The sequence below is a fragment of the Vibrio aerogenes genome (assembly GCF_024346755.1).
GTDB lineage: Bacteria > Pseudomonadota > Gammaproteobacteria > Enterobacterales > Vibrionaceae > Vibrio > Vibrio aerogenes.
On record NZ_AP024861.1, the window covers coordinates 2225725 to 2246528 of the forward strand.

Below are 20804 nucleotides of genomic sequence, written 5' to 3' on the forward strand. Positions count from 1 at the left end.
ATTTGCAATCATTTAGGCCATGAATATGATGTTCAACCATCGCTTGCTATTTCCGGCCAGCAGAACCGCACTTCTGCTGGCATCATTACTGACTTTAAACGCCTGTGCACCCACGGCAGCAACCTCTGCGTCCACGCAACCCAAAACACCGGAAGCACTTGCCAGACAAGGGCTGGAAGCCGGGAAAAACTATCCGGGACTCAGTGATATCTGCGACCTGAATAAAACGCTGATCTTCGCCGGTCGCCATAACAAAAACAAGGAAAAGCGTACGCTCACCGCAGCTGAGCGCCAGCGCCGTTCTGCTGCATCCGTCGCCGAACCGACACAGGTATTTGATAACCTTTACTTTGTCGGGAACAAACGGGTCGCCAGCTGGGCCATTAAAACCTCTGAAGGGCTGATTTTGATCGATGCCATGAACAGTAACAATCAGGCAGAACATATTATTGTCGCCGGACTGAAAAAGCTCGGCCTCGATCCGAATGATATCAAATATCTGATTATTACCCATGCGCACGGTGATCATTACGGCGGCCAGGAATATCTGGTCAAACACTTTCATCCGCGGGTCGTCATGAGTGACAGAGACTGGCAGATGCTGGAAAAATCCGAAGGCCTGATTGCCAACCCTCGCTGGGGAAAAGCGCCTGTCCGTGATATCGCGGTGAACGATGGCGACATACTGACACTGGGCGACACCCGCATCGGTTTATATGTCACACCGGGCCACACCATGGGCACGCTCTCTCTGATCATCCCGCTAAAAGAGGGTCAGGACACACACATGGCGGCTTTATGGGGCGGCACCGGCCTGAACTTCGGCCCGGATGAAACCCGTCTCCGGATGTATTCTGACTCAGCCCGGCGCTTTCAGTCTGTCGCCGCCAAACAGTCTGTGGATGTTTTTCTGTCCAACCATCCACGTCGTGATAATGCGCTGGAACGGATAGCCCGGCTGAAAGCGCGTCAGCCCGGTGCGCCTCACCCGTTTACTGACCCTGATGCCCTGCAGGCATTTGAGCTGCTGCAGGATTGCAGTCTGGCACAGGCAGAGCAGGTTCATCAACGGCAGGCTGCCCGGAAAAATTCATCCGAATGATGTTTGTTTCAGTCATGTCTGTTTTAAGTATGTCTGTTTTAAGCATGTTCGTTTCAATCATATCCGTTTCAACCATATCCGTTTCAATCATAACGATTTCAACGGTTCTTTCCCGGCACCGGATACGCCGGGAAGATGATTATTTTCAACTGGAGACCCTTCAACCATGAACAAGGCTAACTGGTTCCTGATGTCTGCATCAGCGGTACTGATCACCCCAACCGGCTATGCAGAGGACCAAACCTTTGACACTGTTGTTGTCACCGCATCCGGCTATCAGCAGGAAAGCATTGACGCTCCGGCGTCTGTCAGCGTGATTTCACGCCAGGAAATTGAGAAAAGCGCTTACCGGAATATCGGTGAAATTCTTAAATCGGTGCCGGGTCTGACCCTGACCGGCAGTGCCACCGGCCAGAATATCAGCATCCGCGGTATGCCTTCTGACTATACGTTGATTTTAGTTGACGGACGGCCACAGGCATCCCGTGAATCCCAGCCCAGCGGCAGTGCCGGTTTCGATCAGGAATGGCTGCCACCGCTGTCAGAAATTGAGCGTATTGAAGTGATTCGTGGTCCGGCATCGACTTTGTATGGCTCTGAAGCCATGGGCGGCGTGATCAATGTGATTACCCGCAGGCACAGTGACTCATGGCGCGGCAATCTGCGTTTGGAAGCCATTCGTCCGCAGGACAGTGAATTTGGGACCAGCTACAAAAGTACCCTGTCTTTCTCCGGCCCGCTAATTGACAATAAACTGAGCCTGCAACTGAGCGCAAGTTATTATCAAAAGGATGAAGACGATGTTTCCCGCGGCTCACCAGATAAAGACATTGACAGTTATCTGGGAAAAATCAGCTACACACCGACCAGTGATCATCACTTTGATCTGGACTTCAGTGAAGTGAGTCAGACCCGTGAAACGACACTGGGGAAATCGGCGGCAGCCAGCGCCAGAAATAACGCCCGGACCGATAACCGTAAAAAAGTAATCGCCCTGACGCATACCGGCCAGTATCACGATGTGGAAGAAACCACTTATCTGCAATATGAAAAAACCACCAATAAAGGCCGGGATATCCGAATCCGGAATACAGTGCTGAATACCAGCTGGGTGCTCTCTGCCGATGAACATATCACCACGATTGGCGGCAACCTGACCAAAGCCCGGCTGACAGACAATACCACCAATGCCTTGTCTGATCTGAATACCATTTCAGACAATCGCTACGCGCTGTTTGCTGAAAATCAATGGTTTCTCACCGATACGCTGTCTCTGGTCACCGGCCTGCGGGGTGACAAAAGTGATCAATTTGACGAGCATTTCAGCCCGCGTGTTTATGGCATCTGGTCTGCCACGGAAAACTGGACACTGAAAGCCGGTGTATCCACGGGTTACCGCGCGCCGGAACTCCGCCAGATGACGCCGGAATGGGCGCAGGAAAGTGGCGGCAGACGCAACCCGTACTACATCTACGGCAATGCTGATCTGAAACCGGAAACCTCCGTCACTTCAGAGATCAGTACGATTTATCATCAGGATGATCTGGCGGTGGCTGTCACCGCCTTCGATAATCAGTTCAAAGACAAGATCACCCGGACAGCCTGCCCGGACAGCATCTGTGCTGAAGCAGATTCTTATTACTATATCAATATTGATAAAGCACAAACCCGCGGTGCTGAGCTGTCTGCCCGTTATGCATTCAATCCTGCGCTCTCGGCTTCCCTGAGCTATACCTACACCCGCTCAAAGCAACGTTCAGGCGAGAATCAAGGTCAGCCACTCAGCCAGATTCCGTTACACCTTGCCGTGCTTTCTGCTCAATGGTCTGTCACTGAGAATGCTTCGTTGTGGGCCAGCCATGCGTATCATGGCAAAGAGAGTGAAGCCACAGGTCTGTCATCCAATACAGAAACACGGGCGCCATCTTACCACCTGTTTGATCTCGGTATGGGCTACCGGTTCGGACAAGATGTGAATTTGAACCTCGGGGTCAATAATCTGTTTAATCAGACATTCAGCTTTGCGGAATATGGCTATGTCGATTCCGGACGGGAATACTGGGCAACTCTGGATGTCACGTTTTAATGAAACAAAACTTCATCCGATCCATACCGGTACCGGACCGTACCGGCATAAAAAAAACCCCGCCCTCCGGCGGGGAACAACACCAAGAACAAAAACAGAACTTTCAGGGTCAGTAAGACGATCAACGTTTGCACAGAATGTGATAACGCATTAACAGAATCAGGCAAACAGAGATGAACACGCCCTGAACCAACGCTTAATCCGATAAAGCAAGTTCACTTCATTGTGGGATATAAAAGTCACAATCCGTGTGACTTGTGTGGCATATTCATCGTTTTGTTGAATAAACAGGCAGGTTACTGAATATTTTCATCCAGTGTTCTCAGTTCAAGTGCGCGGGAAATATTCATTCTCATCGGGCAATAAGCGTACATCGGCGAACCCACATACAGCCCCTTCAGTTCACAGTAATTATTCCTGTACTTCAGCCAGCCTTTCTGGGCATTTTCCAGCTTATCTGCTTCTTCTTTTCCCTGTTTTTTCAACTTGGCATAAACAGAAACATATCTGCGGTTAATTTCATCTTTGGCCTGCTGTGACGCTCGTTCAGAACACATATAGACCACAGAATTATTAATGGGACCTGACTCATTGATACACGCGTCATACATCACATCAAATTCTGATTTCGCCCACAGACTTCCGGGACAGGCAATTGTCAGAACTAACCCAAGCACACTCAATCGACGCATTTATTTTACTCCGTTCGGGACATCACAACACCGAGACTTAATTGTACAATATTGAATCAAATTTGTATAATTTTCGTACAGATCTCACTTTTCTGGTCGCGCATTATCACTGTTTCAATGGTTATATACCACCCCCAGGTAAAAAGGATGTCCCACTGAGATGGCTCTTCCCGCCCATGACGCCAGCCAGACGCTCAAAGTCAGCTTCATTTTGCGGATGATATACATTCATTCGTCCGGTCGCTTCACCAAAAGCATTCGTCCAGATCTGTTTTTTAAAGACCATCTCTCCCAGCCGGGCGTGGTGAAATGAATAAAGCATCGAATCCGGACATTGCTGCACGGTATTTTTGCCCCAGGCGGCGGCGAATACCGGCTGTGTCACAAAGCGGCTGACCAGTGATTGCAGACGGTGATCATTCGGGCGGGACGCCATCGTATTACGCATAAAGCCAGCCTGCCGGGTCACATGTGTCACCAGATCATCGTCACTGGTAATACATAAAAACTGTTGCCATTGCAGATTGGTCATCGTCAGCCAGACATAATTCCGCTCATCCTGCGGCAATGCATTGATGTCCAGACCGCACATCTCACTGAAACTCTCATTGGCGCTGACAATGTCAAAGTAGTCATTAATCAGCATCACCGGCAGCGGATTCATTAACGTCAGTAGGCGCTGTGTCTCTGCTGATGTGTGCGAACAAGGCATTTTGATCTCAGTTTGCTTGCGGGATGCCAGCGTATGAAGATAATTCTGCTCAGATGAATTCAGCTGCAATGCATCAGCCAGTGCAGATAACACCATCGGTGAAATCCCTTCCGCTTTGCCCCGTTCAATCTTGCTGTACCAGACTGAACTAATCCCCGCCATAGACGCCACATCTTCCCGCCGGAGTCCGGGCGTCCGGCTGCGGGCAGGTTTCGGCAGTCCCATCATTTCCGGGGACAGACTTTCACGTTTTCGCCGCAGAAAATCACCGATTAATTGCAAGTTGTCATCCATCGATTTACCTCCAAAACTGTGAACACCATCATAGCCTGATACTGATTATACGAGTCTGACTACTTTCTTGTACGACTCTGATTTAGTCGCATAATACCAGACATTGATGGCTTTGAAATCACATCTGAGGTTATTTATGACGGCACAAAACCAATCTCTGTCCCCCTTTGCACTTTTGCTTCTGGTCGCCGGACAACTATTACCGCAAATCGATTTTTCTATTGTGAATGTTGCTCTGGATGTCATGGGCAGCGCACTCCAGACGCACGAATCCGGGCTGGTGCTGATCGTTGCCCTGTATGCACTCAGTTTTGCTACCCTGATTGCCACCGGCGCCCGGCTGGGCGATCGCTATGGCCGGAAACGAATATTCATGCTCGGCATCATTGGCTTTGGCATCACTTCAGCAATCTGCGGATTTGCCACATCCATTACAGCGATGCTGGCCGGACGGCTGTTACAAGGCGTTTTTGGTGCCCTGATGATGCCGCAGATTCTGGCGACCATTCATGCCACACTGACCGGTGAACGCCACAGCCGGGCGGTTGGTATTTATACCGCAGTCGCAGGCTTATCGGTGGCTTTTGGTCAGATGCTTGGCGGCTGGCTGGTTTCGGCCAATATCGCCGGTTTAGGCTGGCGGCTGGCCTTTTTTATTAATATTCCGGTTTGTGTCCTGATTCTTGCCTTTGGCTCAATGGTGATTCCTGAAACCAAAGCGGACCACCAGCCACACATGGATATTTCCGGCAGTGCGCTGCTTGCACTATCACTGCTCTGCCTGTTGATTCCGGTTGCCATGGGACAACACTGGCCGTATTTATGGCTGTTGTTACCCGGCCTGTTCCCGGCGATTTATTGGTTGTGGAAAACAGAAACCCGCAAAGAAGCGGCGAATGCTCAACCTTTATTACCGCCGTCCCTGTTTAAAACACCGTTACTGCTGATCGGCTTAACCGGCGAAATTGCGGTCACGCTCACCTACTCGGGTTATATTTTCATTACCGCCTTTTGCCTGCAAAGTCAGATTCATTTCACGCCGATGCAATCCGGTAATACTTTTATCGCACTGGGTCTGAGTTTTTTTGCCGGTTCGCTGCTGAGTAAGCCCATCAGTCAGCGACTGGGACATTTCATCAACTTTAATGTTGGCTGTGTGATGACTTTCGCCGGTTTTATCCTCACCATCGGCCTGTTCCGGCTGTTTGGTCAGAACCTGCAGGCATATGATTTTTTGCTGGCCACCGCATTGATCGGCTTTGGCAATGCCTTGATGATTACCGCAGCGTTCAGGATTGCGCTGACCCATGTCACCCAACGTCATGCCGGAGAAACCAGCAGTCTCATTGTGACACTTCAGCAAGGCTGTTTTGCTTTGGGAACCGCCGCTGTTGGCGCGATGTACAGCGCAACACTCAGCCAGGGTTATCAGGCTGCCATCACCTCTGCCACCGGCGGGTTGTGTGTGGTCTTGCTGCTGATTGGTGTGTACATCTTTACCCGACGTCCGCGCCAGGTAACACCGGTTTCCCCGGCTAATGCGACAGCCATGACCGATTAAAAAAATTTTCACCAGCCCTGTTCAGTCACATGCTTCATACCTGATGCCGGAATGCCAATGTTATGCAGTCCGGCACCTGAATCGGTGATTGAATTCAATCGGATAAATCATCAGTAGTCAAAACCAGATTCATAAGATAAAGTACGGTGTTCATTCATAATTTTATCCATGCCCGGTGATTTTCACTTCACATCACTCAGATAAAATTCCGCTGCCTTTTCAATCCGTTTAAAACAAGGAATGTTTGTGTTACAACAATTTTACCGTGCGGCTTCGATTTACCGCGGCTTACCCAAAGATATTTATTTCCTTGCTATCGCCCGCTTTATTGTCGGCATGGGAAGCTTTATCTTCTTATTTCTGATGCTGTTACTCACCGAAAAACTCGGTTATTCGACCACCGCTGCCGGTGCTTTGGCAACCGGGCTGACGGGCATCATTCTGGCCGGTAACTTTGTGGGCGGAAAACTGGCAGATATGTACGGCCATAAACGGGTGCTGGTTGCCGGGGAACTGACCGGCTCCATCATTTTAATTATCTGTGGTTTTTACAGCGACGCCCCGGTTCTGGTGCCGGTTTTACTGTTCATGACTTTCTTCTTATTCGGCATTGCCTTTCCGGCCAGTACCGCACTGGTTGCGGACCTGTCAACACCCAAAAACCGCGATGCTATGATGTCTCTCAGCTATCTGGCATTTAATCTGGGCTCGGCCGTCGGACCACTCATTGCAGGTTATCTGTTCTGGAATTATACCCGCTGGATTTTCTTCGCCAACGGGCTGGCGGTTCTTACCGGGATTATCATTGTGATGTTTTTTATCCATGCAACCTCAGAGACAACTCAGGAGAATCAGGATGAAGCGGATGAATCCGATTCGCTGGAAAAGCCGGTTTCCGGCTCCGTCTGGTCGGTGCTGAAAGATCGCCCGCGGATTCCGGTTTTTGCCCTGCTCACCGGGTTTCTGTGGTTTGCGCAAAACCAGATGACCGTTGCCAACCCACTCTACCTGAACTATCTGTTTGGCACAGACGGACCGGTTATTCTGGGGCAGCTGATGGCTTTCGCTTGTGTGATTGTGGTCTTTGGTACACCCGTTTTGATTAAGCTGACTCAGTCAAAAACCGGTCCCTTCAGCCTTGCTTTATCCGGGGTACTCTTTGGGCTGGGATATGCACTGATTGTCTGGCAACCGACCGTTCCGGCACATTATCTGGCCTGGCTCCTGATGGCGGCCGGGGAGATTTTACTGGTCACCAAAGAAGCGGTTTATCTTGCGAACCAGTCCCCGGCCAGTCACAGAGGGCGGATTCAAGGCACAATGGCCACAATGCAAGGTATATTGCGGATGCCGGGATTTGTACTGACCGGCTGGCTCATCGATCATTATGGCTATCACCTGATGTGGAGCGTGGTGATTTTCTGCTGCTTATCCGCCACTGCCGGATTACTGACACTGGACCGGCAACAAAACAGGCAGCGCCCGAAAACAACGCTGCTCAGTCAGTGAATCCACTGAAGTTATTGAAAAAATGACAATCCTCGTTCACTGAACTGATTGACTAAAATCATGATCAGTTCGTGAACGCTATCGTTGTCCCAAAGGCGACCAGCCCGATACCGCAGGCTTGACTCATCTTTTTCCCGGCTCGTTGAAACACTGCGAGAACTTTCTCCGAAGTCACAAGATACGCAACCAGACAGAACCAAAAGATATGTAATACCGAAATATACAGACCATAAATCAACGCAAAGGATGAACGATTATCATCGCCCGGAGAAATAAACTGACTAAATACACTGAGAAAAAACAACATTGTTTTCGGATTGAGCATGTTACAAAGAAAGCCCTGCATAAAATATCTTTGTGCTTTGTCATGCGGCTTCGGTACAGGAGCCGCCCCGGCATCAAAGGTCAGTTTCGGACAAAAAATCCCGGTCAGTCCCAGATAAATTAAGTAGGCAGAACCGGCATACTTAATCATGGTAAACAAAATCATACTCTGTGATATTAAGTGACCAATTCCAAGGATGGAATAACTGATATGTATACAGACGCCTGTCCCAATGCCAAATCCGGTCAGTAATCCGGCTTTCCTTCCATGACCCAGACTGTTCTTCAACACCAGAACAAAATCAGCACCTGGGCTTACGACAATTAAGAGCCCCAGAATGATATAGCTTGTTATCTCCATTTTTACTCTCTTGCTTTTTTATTTTGAGATTATTGTAACGATTATGGCGTCGGTTATAATCGAAAAGAACGCATAGTTAGTGTGAGGAAAATTCACAAATGAGACATCTTAAAGCCTTTCACGTTTTTCATATTGCCGCCGAATCTTCCAGTTATAGTGAAACAGCGGATAAGCTTCACATCACCCATGGCGCTGTCAGTAAACAAATCAAATTACTGGAAACGTACCTTTCCCAGTCATTGTTTTACAAACAAGGCCGGGGCATGAAGCTGACCCGTGAGGGAGAGTTACTGAAGCAATACACCAATGTGGCTTTTGATGCGTTAGATTCGGGTATGCATCAGTTAAAAAGCATAAAAGGTCATTTCCTTGAAGTCTCATGTGAGCCGACATTAACCATGCGTTGGCTGATGCCCAGACTTTCAGACTATTACAACATATCCGGAGTTGATGTAAGGCTCTCTACAGCAGGCGGTCCGGTGACCCTGGGAGAATCCGGGTTGTCGATGGCAATTCGCCGGGATGACTTTGATATCCCCTCAGATTATGGGGTGCATCAGCTAGTTGAAGAGTGGGTGGGGCCGGTTTTCTCCCCTGAGTATTGGCGTAAAGTGCAAAATAATCATTCAGAAATAACTCTGCTTCACAGCCAGACACGCCATAACGCATGGCATCATTGGTCCATCCAGTCAAACCATGACATTTACCGCAACAAGTCCAATTAATCATTTGATCATTTTTACTTCTGTATACAGGCAGCCATCGATGGACTTGGCGCGGCAATAGGTTCATACCCCCTGATTGCTGATGATTTGAACCATGGAAGGCTGGTTGCACCTTTTGGCTTTATTTTGTCCGGGCATCATTACGTACTACTGCGGCAATCCAAAGCGTTGGAAACCAAAGAGTCGCAGTTTCAGGCATGGCTTGAAGAAAAGCTCTCGAAATGTGTGCCTTCCACATAACAAACTTCCACATAACAAAGATGCAGGCTGAATTTTAAATCAGACAAAACTCAACAGATAATGCCATCAGGCTATGAAGATGTCCGGTCAGCAGTCTGACGCCCGCGGATTCTCTTTAACACGAACTCAACCGTGGCCTGTGCTTGCAGGTCCGGTTGACGTTCAGTAATCAGGTCACTGATCCATGACAATGCATCCACGCAACAGCCGGTAATCTCCGTGAGTTTCTGCTGAACTTTCACGCTCTGTGTTCCCGCATTTTCAGACCCAACCTGACTCACCATTTTTTTCAGTTTCTTTTTCTTTTCAGCCCATAATGCGGCGACTTCCAGACAATCTTCGATACCACCAATTTTAGCATCAGACAGCACCACGGGAATCACCCGCTGGACAAAGTCATCCCGCTGCCGCAGGCTACAGTGATAAATCATCGCCAGCTCATGCATACAGTCAATGGAACGAAGCGATTTTTCACTCACCAGCAAAACGATAAAATCTCCCCGCCCGATTTGCCGTTCAAAGGCTTCAATGCTGTCTCCGGCTTTCATCACGTTGCGATCACGCAGCACATTGAGGTCGTCGTGCTCACTGAGCTGTTGATAAATCTCATCACACACCGCCTGTCGCTCATCAGTTTCATCACCCCATGCATAAGAAAAATAGACATTGGGCAAGGCGTCCGGCGCCACACCGGCGGTGCCAATCGCACTAAATGATTTTTCCTGTGAGTCTTGTTGAGTCATCGCGTCTTCCTTCTGATTATCTGAACCTTTTAACCAATGTACAGTAGGCTTCTGGCCTAAATGCGTTTTTTCCATGATGGATTCAATCAAATGTTCCGCCAGTGCCTGCCCGGAAGCCCCGGCGATCTGAATATCAATATGCCCCGGTTGTGTGAAAGGGTCGACCTCATCCTGTAGCCAATGTTCATCCAGCGCGCATTCAAACTGCACTTTGACCCGGTGCTGACTGTCATAAAAACAGCAGCCATAGCGCCAGTAATAAGCCTGTGCGCCCGCTTTATCACCAATCTGGCTCAACAAATAACGCATAGTGGCATCATGCAGGAAGCGATATTCAAACCGGACATGAAAATCAGATGCTGCCTGCTGCCAGATCTGTTCAAAGCGCACCGGGGATTTCTCCAGCAATGCATCCGGCGCTAAATAGTGCTGTTCATCAATTTTGAAACAGGCACCGCACTGCGTCATCATCTCTACAAACAGCTGTTGATCGGCTTCCTCAATCTCCTGATCCCACAGCAGGTTTTTCAGTGTCTCGCGGGTAAAACAACCGCCACTTTCTTTCAGAACCGGGAGGACATTTTGCCGCTCCAGTAATAAATACACCCCTTGCAGCGCCCACGCCTGATCAAGGATCAACTGATCATCAAAGTGGCCGCGACGGTAAAACACCCGGCCAGACTGATGCAGATACCCGGCCAGCGTCTCCGGTGCAGCCACCTGATGGGTTGCACACAAGGTCACAAACGCCGTATAGCTCAGCTGTTTGACCTGTTTTTGTTGTAAAGCCTGAATCTCCGCTTCGACCGCAAACCATGAGTTCGGCAACCACACCTCCCCGTTGCGTTCAGACTGCAACTGAAGTGCCCGTTTAAAATACGGCTCAAACACCGCCAGCCCATCGGATGTTTTGGCACTGAATGCCAACTGTTTTAGGGCCTGAAACGGCTGCGGATGAGGAATCGGGGCCGTCTGTTCGCTTTCAAGCTGGTCACACTGACTCTGGCACACCAGTATATTGGCTTCGGTCCCGGCCAGGGATTTTAAATACGCCAGCCAGTAACTCAGTGGCCGGTTACGCATTTCAATCTGCTCACAACTCACCAGGTCATTATTTTCAAATCCGGGATGCCATAGCAGCACATACACCGCCCGTTGATCGATAAACAGGCTGTGAGTGCCAAGATACACATCCTGCCCACCGAAGTCCCAGCAGTTAATCTGCACATCCATATCATCCCTCTGCCATTGAAAATCATGCACATCAATACCGTGCGTGCTGGGCACGGTGTCATCATAGGCTTCCCCCCGCAAGCGTCTTGCCAGCTGGGTTTTACCAATCCGGCCATTGCCCAGCAGCATCACTTTCAGGGTATTCGGCGTTTGGTAACCATGTTGCTGAATCTCGTGATACCAGTCTTCAATTGCTTTTTGATCGAACTCAGAGGTTAATTCAGGCGGCACATGTTCGATGGGTAAAGCACCATAAATATCAAGTCTGGGGCGTTCAAGCAGTAAGATTTTTGCATCTGACCAGGACAGTTGTTCTCCGGAAACGTGACGGATTGTTAATCGGCTGAGCTGAGGAAATAAAGTCAAGTCAGACAGACGGCTTAAACCAGAACACCCAATTAAATCCAGCGAATGTAACTGCGGGCAATCCCCCAGCCCCGACAGACTGCTTAAACCAGCACACTGACTTAAATTCAGCGACTGTAACTGCGGGCAATCTCCCAGACACGACAGACGGCTTAAACCAGAACACCCACTTAAATCCAGCGACTGTAACTGCGGGCAATCTCCCAGACCCGACAGACTGCTTAAACCACGACAATAACTTAAATCCAGCGACTGTAACTGCGGATAATCGCCCAGACCCGACAGACTGCTTAAACCATCACACCCACTTAAATTCAGCGACTGTAACTGCGGATAATCGCCCAGACCCGACAGATCGCTTAAACCATCACACCCACTTAAATTCAGCGACTGTAACTGCGGATAATCGCCCAGACCCGACAGACTGCTTAAATCATCACACCAAATTAAATTCAGCGACTGTAAATGCGGACAATCCCCCAGACCCGACAGACTGCTTAAACCATCACACCTAATTAAATCCAGCGACTGTAACTGCTGACAATCTCCCAGACCTGACAGACTGCTTAAACCATCACACCCAAATAAAGACAGCGACTGTAACTGCGGATAATCGCCCAGACCTGACAGACTGGTTAAACCATCACACCCACTTAAATTCAGCGACTGTAATTGTGGATAATATCCCAAACCCGACAGACTGCTTAAACCATGACACCGACTTAAATCCAGCGACTGTAACTGCGGATAATCGCCCAGACCCGACAGACTGGTTAAACCATGACACCAACTTAAACCCAGCGACTGTAACTGCGGATAATCACCCAAACCCGACAGACTGCTTAAACCATCACAATCACTTAAATCCAGTGACTGTAAATGCGGACAATCCCCCAAACCCGACAGACTGCTTAAACCACCACACCCACTTAGATTCAGCGACTGTAACTGCGGATAATCTCCCAGACCCGACAGATTGCTTAAACCACCACACCCACTTAAATTCAGCGACTGTAACTGCGGACAAGCCCCCAAACCCGACAGACTCATTAAACGATGACACCAGTTTAAATTCAGCGACTGTAACTGCGGATAATCCCCTAACCCCGACAGACTGCTTAAACCATCACACTGACTTAAATTCAGCGACTCTAACTGTGGATAATCGCCCAGACCCGACAGACTGCTTAAACCTCTGCACCAACTTAAATCCAGCGACTCTAACTGCGGATAATCTCCCAGACCCGACAGACTACTTAAACCATCACACCAGCTTAAATCCAGCGACTGCAACTGCGGATAATCACCCAGCCCCGACAGACTGCTTAAACCATCACACCCACTTAAATTCAGCGACTCCAGCCGCTGAAAATTTTCTAATCCGGACAAAGTCTCCAAAACCCGGCACCGACTTAAATTCAGCCGGGTGAGTTGCGGTGCCAGCACATTCATATCTTCCGGCAGATGTCTGAGCCGTAACCCGCTCAGATCCAGTTCGGTCTGGGCGGTTTTTAATGCGTGATCGATTAAACGGCGGGCTTCCTGATGGGCGGCGGGGTGCTGAAATCCGGTCATAGCGTTCCTTCGGTGCGTGATGAGCTGTTCTTTTGATGCCTGTTATTCTGATGGCTTTGCAGCTTTTTGTATACATGCAGATTCACATAATATAAAGGATGGCGGGGTGAAGATGATTACACAGCTTTGTACCAGTAATTTCTCTGAACCGGATTAAAGTAGCCTAAAATACAGTTGGGATTAACAATACAGAGCTGGATATGATTTTTATCGCGAAAACCAGCGCTTTGGTAAAGCTCATTCCCTTCAGGAAACATGCCTCTGACTGAGTCAATAAACTCAGGATGATTTTGGACTTTACGCCGGTTCTGACCAGAACTATCAGACAGCCCCAGATTTTGGGCTATCAATTGATTTTTTAAATGATGAAGCCTCAAAATCACCTTACAATCCAGTTCCCGGACAAAACTAATATCATTAATACAAACTTTATTCTGTGGGAGTTCCACACCAAGTTCCTGACATTCAGCGTTTAAAATATCATAGGCGGATTTCACTTTTTGCAGGTCTTTAGAGTCAAGCAAATCAACGCAATTTCCAAGCCGGATAAATGCGCCGATGACCGAGGGTTCCCGAACCTTTTGACTTTGCTCTGCCCATTCGAATGCTCTCTGATAGCTCCCCTCCCAAAAATAAATACCATGGCCCAGCCAGTCATAGTCATTTTCACTTCCGGAAAGAGATTCGCCGTGTTTGAGCACGGCATCGAACACGCACCTGTCACACCCATGAAAACCAACCACAATACTGGGTGAAATGTGCATTTACGGTTGAACCCTTTGGATCATTTGTCCATGTTTATCCAGAATACCTGCATCGATCAAAGACTTCCGGATACTTTCTTTTGAACAATCATGCAATCTTTCACCCTGACAGGATTTGATTTTTTTCTTTTTAAGAATCGCTAAACGCTCATCAAGTGCTGCCTGAAAATCAAACATTCCATTTCCTCCAATCTAAACTGCCATAGCACTCATACTACTACAGCAAGCTCAGCCGGAAAATGAAGATTTCAGGCGAAAGATTAACGATGCGACAGATAACAAGTTGCCATGTAACAAAGATGCTGGCTGAGTTTTAAATTACACAAAACTCAACAAAAAACTAAACCAAAAAGGTGCATAAATCGCCAGATCAGCCTGACTGGTATTTCCCACTTTCCTGACCTGAATCAGCACCACCACCACGACCCAGAACACCATTTCTGCATAATCGAAATAATCTTCCAGATCACGCAAGTGTCTGCTCCGCTCAAAACCTGCCGGCAGGCCGGGCAGACTGGATAACAGCTCTTTTGACGCTTGTCTCGATTCGGCTTCGGCCTGATGCTTAAAATAACAGGAACTGCTGATCAGCATCAGCTGGACGGCTAAGGCCACGACGCAGAATATTTTCATTCCTGTATGACGGTTGCCATGCTGTTTCTTGCGTTGATTATTCACCACCCAGCTCACCCCGGACCACCATCAGCGCATAGCCGAGCAGATTTAACCCTTTCCATTTGGCCGGAATGTCTGCCAGTTCATGATCAGCGGCAAGACCGATGCCCCAGATCTTATCGACCGGGCTGGCTTCCACCAGAATCCGTTTGCCGGTGGAGAGCAGGAAGTCTTTCAATTCAGGGTTCTGGCTGAATTTCAGCCGGTTGGCGCTGACCACAATATCAAACCGTTTTTCGTGCCACACCGCTTCATCAAAGCCGGTGACTTTACGGCCCAGCTGTTTGGCTTCATTCGGATGGGAGCTGGCAATGATTTGTTCACCAATGTCCGGGCAGCCGAACAACATGGCTTTGTGATACATCATATAATGTTCGGCGGTTTTGAACCGGATACCATTTTCTTCAAACGGCGCGCTATACCACTGACTGAAACAGGATTTGGACACACCGGATTTGGCTTTTTGGTGTCCCCAGAAGAAAATGAATTTCGGGCGGCCGCCTTTAGCAATCCATTGTTTTAATTCATCGTTATTTTTTATAGTCATTGTTCTGCTCAATTTATCTTTCATACAAACTCACCCGGAAATTCACGGACCGGTGCCCTGTTCTTTTCATCCCCGGTGAGTTCCGGTAAAGTAAAGCGTTTCATCGACCAGCACAAGTGACAAAACTCAGTGACTACGGACAATCCCCCAAAACGCCGTCGCGGACGGCCACCCAAAACCGAACGGGAATTTACCGACACCAAAGCCCAACTGCTTCGCAGTGGTCTGGAACTGATCACTGAATACGGATTTATTGCCGCCGGGGTTGATCCGATTGTGAAAAATGTTCAGGTGCCGAAAGGTTCTTTTTATCATTATTTCAAGAGCAAAGAGGATTTTGGTCAGCAGGTGTTAACCGCTTACGGCAGCTATTTTGCCCATAAACTGGATAAACACTTACTTGATGAAACGCTGACGCCGTTGGCGCGGATAGATAGCTTCGTGGAAAATGCCAAACAAGGGATGACACAATATCAGTTCAAACGCGGCTGTCTTGTTGGCAATATGATGCAGGAAGTCCCACAACTGTCTGAAGCCCTCTCGGCACAGCTGCGGGAGATCATTTCAGACTGGCAGATGCGCATTGGCCAGTGTCTTGAACTGGCCAAAGCCCACGGAGAAATTGCAGCAGATGCAAACACCGACCGGCTGGCTTCGGTCTTCTGGTCCGGCTGGGAAGGCGCGGTGATGCGGGCAAAACTGTTTCAGTCCGTCGAACCACTGGATGAGTTCTGGGCATATTACCGGTTCACATCCACCACAACCCGGCCTTTGATCTGACCATCCAGCAGCTGCTGCGCGGTTTCAATCACATCATTCATGCCAATCAGCATGCCAATGCTGTCCAGCACGGTGCGATCAGCCAGCTGCGCAATCTTCTCCCACGCGGCCTGACGTACCGGCACAGGGCACATCACGCTATCCACGCCAGCCAGTGTCACACCCCGCAAAATAAACGGGGCGACGGATGCCGGTAAATCCATGCCCTGAGCCAAACCACAGGCGGCAACCACACCGCCATACATTGTGGAAGCACACACATTCGCCAGTGTATGACTGCCCGCCGTATCAATCGCTGCCGCCCATTGCTCTTTGGCCAGCGGTCGTCCCGGTTCAGACAGCGACTGCCGGTCAATAATCGCTTGTGCACCTAACTGATGCAGTCGCTCAGCGGCTTCCTTCCGGCCGGTAGAAGCGACCACGTGATAACCCAGTTTTGCCAGAAATGCGATGGCAAAACTGCCCACACCACCATTCGCACCAGTCACCAGTACCGGGCCGGACTGAGGGGTCACCCCATGTTTTTCCAGTGCCATGACGCACAACATCGCCGTATATCCTGCGGTGCCAACGACCATCACATCGTAAGCGCTCATCCCTTCAGGCACGGGCAGCAGCCAGTCGCCTGAAACCGTGGCTTTTTGCGCCAGCCCGCCCCAGTATTTTTCGCCCAGTCCCCAGCCATTGATCAACACTTTTTGTCCCGGCTGAAAATCCGGATGCTGACTGGACTCCACCACACCGGAAAAATCAATACCGGGCACCATAGGAAAACGGCGCACCACCGGTGACTGACCGGTAATGGCCAGGCCATCTTTATAGTTTAAGGTGGAATATTCCACCTTAACTGTGACGTCGCCCTCCGGCAATTCACTGTCCTGTAACCCGGTCAGTGTGCACTGGTATTGTTCTTCTGCTTTATCAATATAAATTGCCTTAAACGTCATCTTTTTCGCCTCCGGAGGGTCAGTTATGCTTGATTTAATTCAGTTTCAACATTATAGACCGATCGTTTATAAAATAATACAAAAAATTTCTGGTTGAGATAAACTGATTTTCAGTGCTGGTTAACCGGTTTCAGCCTGCACGATCTCAGAACAATATGAATGATGCCTCAACGACCTGAAGATGCTTCTTGAGATCATCCGGGTATATCTGCCTCGTGACCAAAAGTGGCGCATATTCAGGAACAGGTATTTAGATCATCAATCAATTTGAAATTATATTTTTTCATATTTTTCTCATAAATATACAAGATGATAAATCAAACACTAAACCCGACCTATCCAATATTTAATCAATTATATATATTTAAATTTAAATAATTAAACATCACTACAATAATATGTCATCAGTCTTGTCATAATTCATATTTATCATTCAATTAAATTTTGCATAATTAACCATTAAAAATAAATTTATCTGTAATTTAAAATGTCAACATAATTTTTAAAAAAATTGTCATATATATGTTGAATTTTCTTATAAAAAGACTAGTATGCACTCAACCATTAGTCTGAAACATCAATAGCTTAAGTTAAAGTTATATCAGTTATTAAATATAAATAACTGTAGATAAATTATTCAAAAAATACAGCATATTTCGTGTTGTTTATTTTTCATAAATAACACAATTAACTAAAAATATTTTACACATTACCAATAATAATATTACCGACAAAATGAATTAAAAAACCTTTCAAAATATACCGACATCAAAACCCCGGAGAAGATGAAACACTTAGGTTAACAAAAGTGTTATTTAGGCTCTGAGAATAAAATTTAATCTGCTCGTTTAACAGATTATTTAACTATGAGATTCCCGGCATGGATAATTATTTAAATATAGAAAGACAAAAGCTATTACAGCTTATCAATTTTAATAAAAATATAGTCAGAGCCAAAGGACTCTGGCTGATTTCAGATACAGGTGAAAAGTATCTGGATTTTATTTCTCAGTTCGGGGCTGTCCCCTTTGGTCATAATCCGGACTTTCTCTGGCAGATACTCACGGCACAACAAGCAGAAGATCCGGGAGTCATGATTCAGCCTTTTTTCTCCGAAGGCGCACAGCGGCTTTCTCAGGCACTGATTGAAGCAGCGCCGGGCGATATGCAGCATGTCACGCTTAGCTGTACCGGTGCAGAGGCCGTGGAGAGTGCGATCAAAATGGCCAAAGCAAAAACGGGGCGTGACATCATTGTTTCTGCCAAAAACAGTTTTCACGGTAAGACAATGGCCGCTTTGCTGGCCACCGGCAATCAGCATTATCAACAACCGTTTTATGCACCAGCCGACAATTTTCTGCACGTCCCGTTTAATGACCCGCAGGCATTAGAAGCAGTGCTCAGTCATCGCAAAGCCGCTGCATTTATTGTTGAGCCGGTTCAGGGCGAAGGCGGTATGATCACCCCTGCGCCCGGATACCTGAAAACCTGTGAACAGTTGTGTAAAAAATATGGCACCCTGCTGATCGTGGATGAAGTGCAAACCGGCCTTGGCCGGACGGGTAAGCTGTTTGCGTGTGAACATGATGATGTTCACCCGGATATCTTACTGATTGCCAAGACCCTGAGTGGTGGTCTGATTCCTCTCAGCGCCTGCATTGCCAACAAAAAAGCCTGGTCCGCAGAATTTGGTCAGTTACACACGTCAACCTTTGCCAATAATCATCTGGCCGCCACACTAGGCTGTGCGGTCATGAAAAAACTGACGCAGGAACCGGAAATCATCGCGCATGTTGCCCGTGTCGGTGCGTATCTGCACGAGCGTCTTGAGCAGTTAGTGTCGCAGTATCCGGTCGCGTTCAAAACCTGTGATGGCCTTGGTCTGATGCAGGGACTGACACTGAATCCATGGCATGACGAAGAGTCCTACCTGTGCCCGACGGTGTCCGGTCAGGGTATCATTGTGCCTCTGGTCTCAGCTTACCTGCTCAACCGCCATCATATCTGTACCCTGCCGACGATGAACAGCCATAATGTGTTGCGTATCGAACCTTGTTATCTGATCACAGAGAAAGAAATCGACCAGCTGATCGACGCACTGGAAAAAACCGGTGAATTGATTACACAAGGCCGGTTTTATGAACTGATCCGGGCCGCAGTCGGTATCGGAGAACAACATCCGGATACCCCCGCCCGACCATATAAAAATCCGGCCATCGTGCCACAGGGTGAAAAACTTGGCACCTTTTGCTTCTTTGTCCATCCGGTGACAGATATGCACACCATCGACTGTATGCCCGGTGGTCAGCCGGCTTACACCCCGGAGGAAACCGAAAAAATTCAGCATTGGCTGGGAAGAGCCAAAGCCTTCTATGGCGGTGCGTCACCCGCTTACTACATGCCATGTATCCCTTCAGCAAATGGCGGTTATGTTGATGGCTGGCTGATCAGCAGCCTGCTCACCCCGAAAGATATGATGCGCTTACCCAAAGACAAAAAAGAAGCGCTCATCAAATCCTATGTCGACATTGCTCAGGGGAAAGGCGGCGATATGATTGGCCTGGGTGCATTTACTTCGGTCATCACCCGCAGCGGCACCACCGTCGCAGACTGCGGTACGCCTGTCACAACGGGGAACGCATTCACCGCTTTAACCAGCACCGACAGCATCCGGACGATCTGCCGGGCGCGTACAACACAGATGTCACAACAAACGCTTGGTATTGTCGGCGTTTCAGGGTCAGTCGGCCGTTTGTGCCTGCTCGATATTGGCAGCGAATTTCAGCAGCTGTACCTGATAGGCAACCCGCGCAATCAGGACAACGTAACCAAACAGGAAGTGGTTGCCGGTGAGTTTCTGTACAAACTCTTTTCCGGGGTATTAAGTGAGTCCGTCACACCGCTATGGAAAACACTGGCGGATGCCGGAGCCGAAGCCATGATTGAGGCCCGTCTTTCCCGGCTGCCCGCGGAAGGCTACCCGTCAGAGATATATCAGGACATCTTCCGCGCGGTAAAACAGCAATATATTGCCACCTATGGCCGGGAAGACGGTTTCCCGCTGCTGCTGAGCAATGACATTGAACATGCCCTGCCAGCCTGTGATGTGATTATCACCGCCACCAGCAATGGCGAATCCTTTATCAGTCCGGACATGCTTGCACCGGGAACGATTGTTTGTGATGTGGCGCGTCCGTCTGACCTGCTGCAGGAAGTCAAACAAAACCGCAATGATATTACGGCCTATGACGGCGGACTGGTTCGCCTGCCGGCAGAGTTACGCTTCGGCGGCCCTAATATTGCTGAGCTGCCAACCGGCGTCACCCTCGCATGTCTGGCTGAAACCGTCATTCTCACCATGTCACAAGCCCGCAAAAACTACAGTATCGGTGGTATCTCTTCTGTTGAAGAAGCCAGGGAAGTTTTTCAGCTGGCTTTAAAACACGGGTTCAGCACGTATCTGACAGCGCAGGATATTTCCGGCCCGGACAAACATCATTCACAGCAACATACAACTGCGCCGCACACAAAGGAACAGGCGGCCTATACCTGCTGAATAAGGAAACCA

15 protein-coding genes and 1 pseudogene are annotated in these 20804 nt (G+C 48.6%); 7 read left to right on the forward strand and 9 right to left on the reverse strand.

Features of this window, described 5'->3' with window-relative positions:
* Positions 1-25: 25 nt before the first annotated feature.
* Both OCV29_RS09850 and OCV29_RS09855 read left to right on the forward strand, forming a co-directional pair.
* Positions 26-1102 (forward strand): MBL fold metallo-hydrolase, encoded by a 1077-nt coding sequence (locus tag OCV29_RS09850; protein ID WP_073602716.1) that lies wholly within the window; start codon positions 26-28, stop codon positions 1100-1102.
* Between the two features lie 166 nt (positions 1103-1268).
* A complete protein-coding gene (locus OCV29_RS09855) occupies positions 1269-3188 on the forward strand; it encodes a TonB-dependent receptor domain-containing protein (protein WP_073602717.1) in 1920 nt (639 codons plus the stop codon).
* 296 nt (positions 3189-3484) lie between these two features.
* Here the strand turns inward: OCV29_RS09855 and OCV29_RS09860 are convergent, their stop codons facing one another.
* Both OCV29_RS09860 and OCV29_RS09865 read right to left on the reverse strand, forming a co-directional pair.
* Positions 3485-3880, reverse strand: coding sequence for a lysozyme inhibitor LprI family protein (locus OCV29_RS09860; protein WP_073602718.1), 396 nt, complete (start codon positions 3878-3880; stop codon positions 3485-3487).
* A gap of 121 nt (positions 3881-4001) precedes the next feature.
* Positions 4002-4886 (reverse strand): helix-turn-helix domain-containing protein, encoded by an 885-nt coding sequence (locus OCV29_RS09865; RefSeq protein WP_073602719.1) that lies wholly within the window; start codon positions 4884-4886, stop codon positions 4002-4004.
* Positions 4887-5022: 136 nt separating this feature from the next.
* Between OCV29_RS09865 and OCV29_RS09870 the strand changes: the two genes are divergently transcribed.
* Together OCV29_RS09870 and OCV29_RS09875 are read left to right on the forward strand one after the other, a co-directional pair.
* Entirely contained in the window at positions 5023-6447 is a 1425-nt protein-coding gene (locus OCV29_RS09870) for an MFS transporter (RefSeq protein ID WP_073602721.1), read from the forward strand.
* 246 nt (positions 6448-6693) lie between these two features.
* Positions 6694-7956: an MFS transporter gene (locus OCV29_RS09875; protein ID WP_245796778.1), complete on the forward strand. Its 1263-nt coding sequence runs from the start codon at positions 6694-6696 to the stop codon at positions 7954-7956.
* A 64-nt stretch (positions 7957-8020) separates the two neighbouring features.
* Here the strand turns inward: OCV29_RS09875 and OCV29_RS09880 are convergent, their stop codons facing one another.
* Positions 8021-8641, reverse strand: coding sequence for a LysE family translocator (locus OCV29_RS09880; RefSeq protein WP_073602720.1), 621 nt, complete (start codon positions 8639-8641; stop codon positions 8021-8023).
* A 98-nt stretch (positions 8642-8739) separates the two neighbouring features.
* On the opposite strand from OCV29_RS09880, the pseudogene OCV29_RS09885 reads away from it, so the two are divergent.
* Positions 8740-9606: pseudogene (locus OCV29_RS09885) on the forward strand (LysR family transcriptional regulator).
* A gap of 71 nt (positions 9607-9677) precedes the next feature.
* On the opposite strand, the gene OCV29_RS09890 reads toward OCV29_RS09885, so the two are convergent.
* From OCV29_RS09890 to OCV29_RS09910, 5 genes are all read right to left on the reverse strand, one after another.
* Positions 9678-13523 (reverse strand): leucine-rich repeat domain-containing protein, encoded by a 3846-nt coding sequence (locus OCV29_RS09890; protein WP_261887313.1) that lies wholly within the window; start codon positions 13521-13523, stop codon positions 9678-9680.
* A gap of 116 nt (positions 13524-13639) precedes the next feature.
* Positions 13640-14287, reverse strand: a complete 648-nt coding sequence (locus tag OCV29_RS09895; RefSeq protein WP_073603976.1) for a hypothetical protein — start codon at positions 14285-14287, stop codon at positions 13640-13642.
* Complete coding sequence (locus OCV29_RS09900) at positions 14288-14464, reverse strand: hypothetical protein (RefSeq protein ID WP_175561543.1); 177 nt, start codon at positions 14462-14464, stop codon at positions 14288-14290. It lies immediately after the preceding gene.
* A gap of 141 nt (positions 14465-14605) precedes the next feature.
* Positions 14606-14965, reverse strand: coding sequence for a hypothetical protein (locus OCV29_RS09905; RefSeq protein WP_139281586.1), 360 nt, complete (start codon positions 14963-14965; stop codon positions 14606-14608).
* The gene (locus OCV29_RS09910; RefSeq protein ID WP_073603974.1) at positions 14958-15533 is read right to left on the reverse strand and encodes an NADAR family protein; all 576 of its coding nucleotides are present in this window, start codon (positions 15531-15533) and stop codon (positions 14958-14960) included. Before OCV29_RS09910 ends, OCV29_RS09905 begins: the two co-directional genes overlap by 8 nt.
* A 105-nt stretch (positions 15534-15638) precedes the next feature.
* On the opposite strand from OCV29_RS09910, the gene acuR reads away from it, so the two are divergent.
* Positions 15639-16289 carry an acrylate utilization transcriptional regulator AcuR gene (acuR, locus tag OCV29_RS09915; protein WP_073603973.1) on the forward strand — a complete coding sequence of 217 codons (651 nt, stop codon included), beginning with the start codon at positions 15639-15641 and terminating at the stop codon, positions 16287-16289.
* On the opposite strand, the gene acuI is transcribed toward acuR, so the two are convergent.
* Positions 16250-17236 carry an acrylyl-CoA reductase (NADPH) gene (gene acuI / locus OCV29_RS09920; RefSeq protein WP_073603972.1) on the reverse strand — a complete coding sequence of 329 codons (987 nt, stop codon included), beginning with the start codon at positions 17234-17236 and terminating at the stop codon, positions 16250-16252. The two genes, acuR and acuI, sit on opposite strands and share 40 nt — an antisense overlap.
* 880 nt (positions 17237-18116) lie before the next feature.
* On the opposite strand from acuI, the gene OCV29_RS09925 reads away from it, so the two are divergent.
* Complete coding sequence (locus tag OCV29_RS09925; protein ID WP_073603971.1) at positions 18117-20792, forward strand: aminotransferase class III-fold pyridoxal phosphate-dependent enzyme; 2676 nt, start codon at positions 18117-18119, stop codon at positions 20790-20792.
* Positions 20793-20804 lie beyond the last annotated feature (12 nt).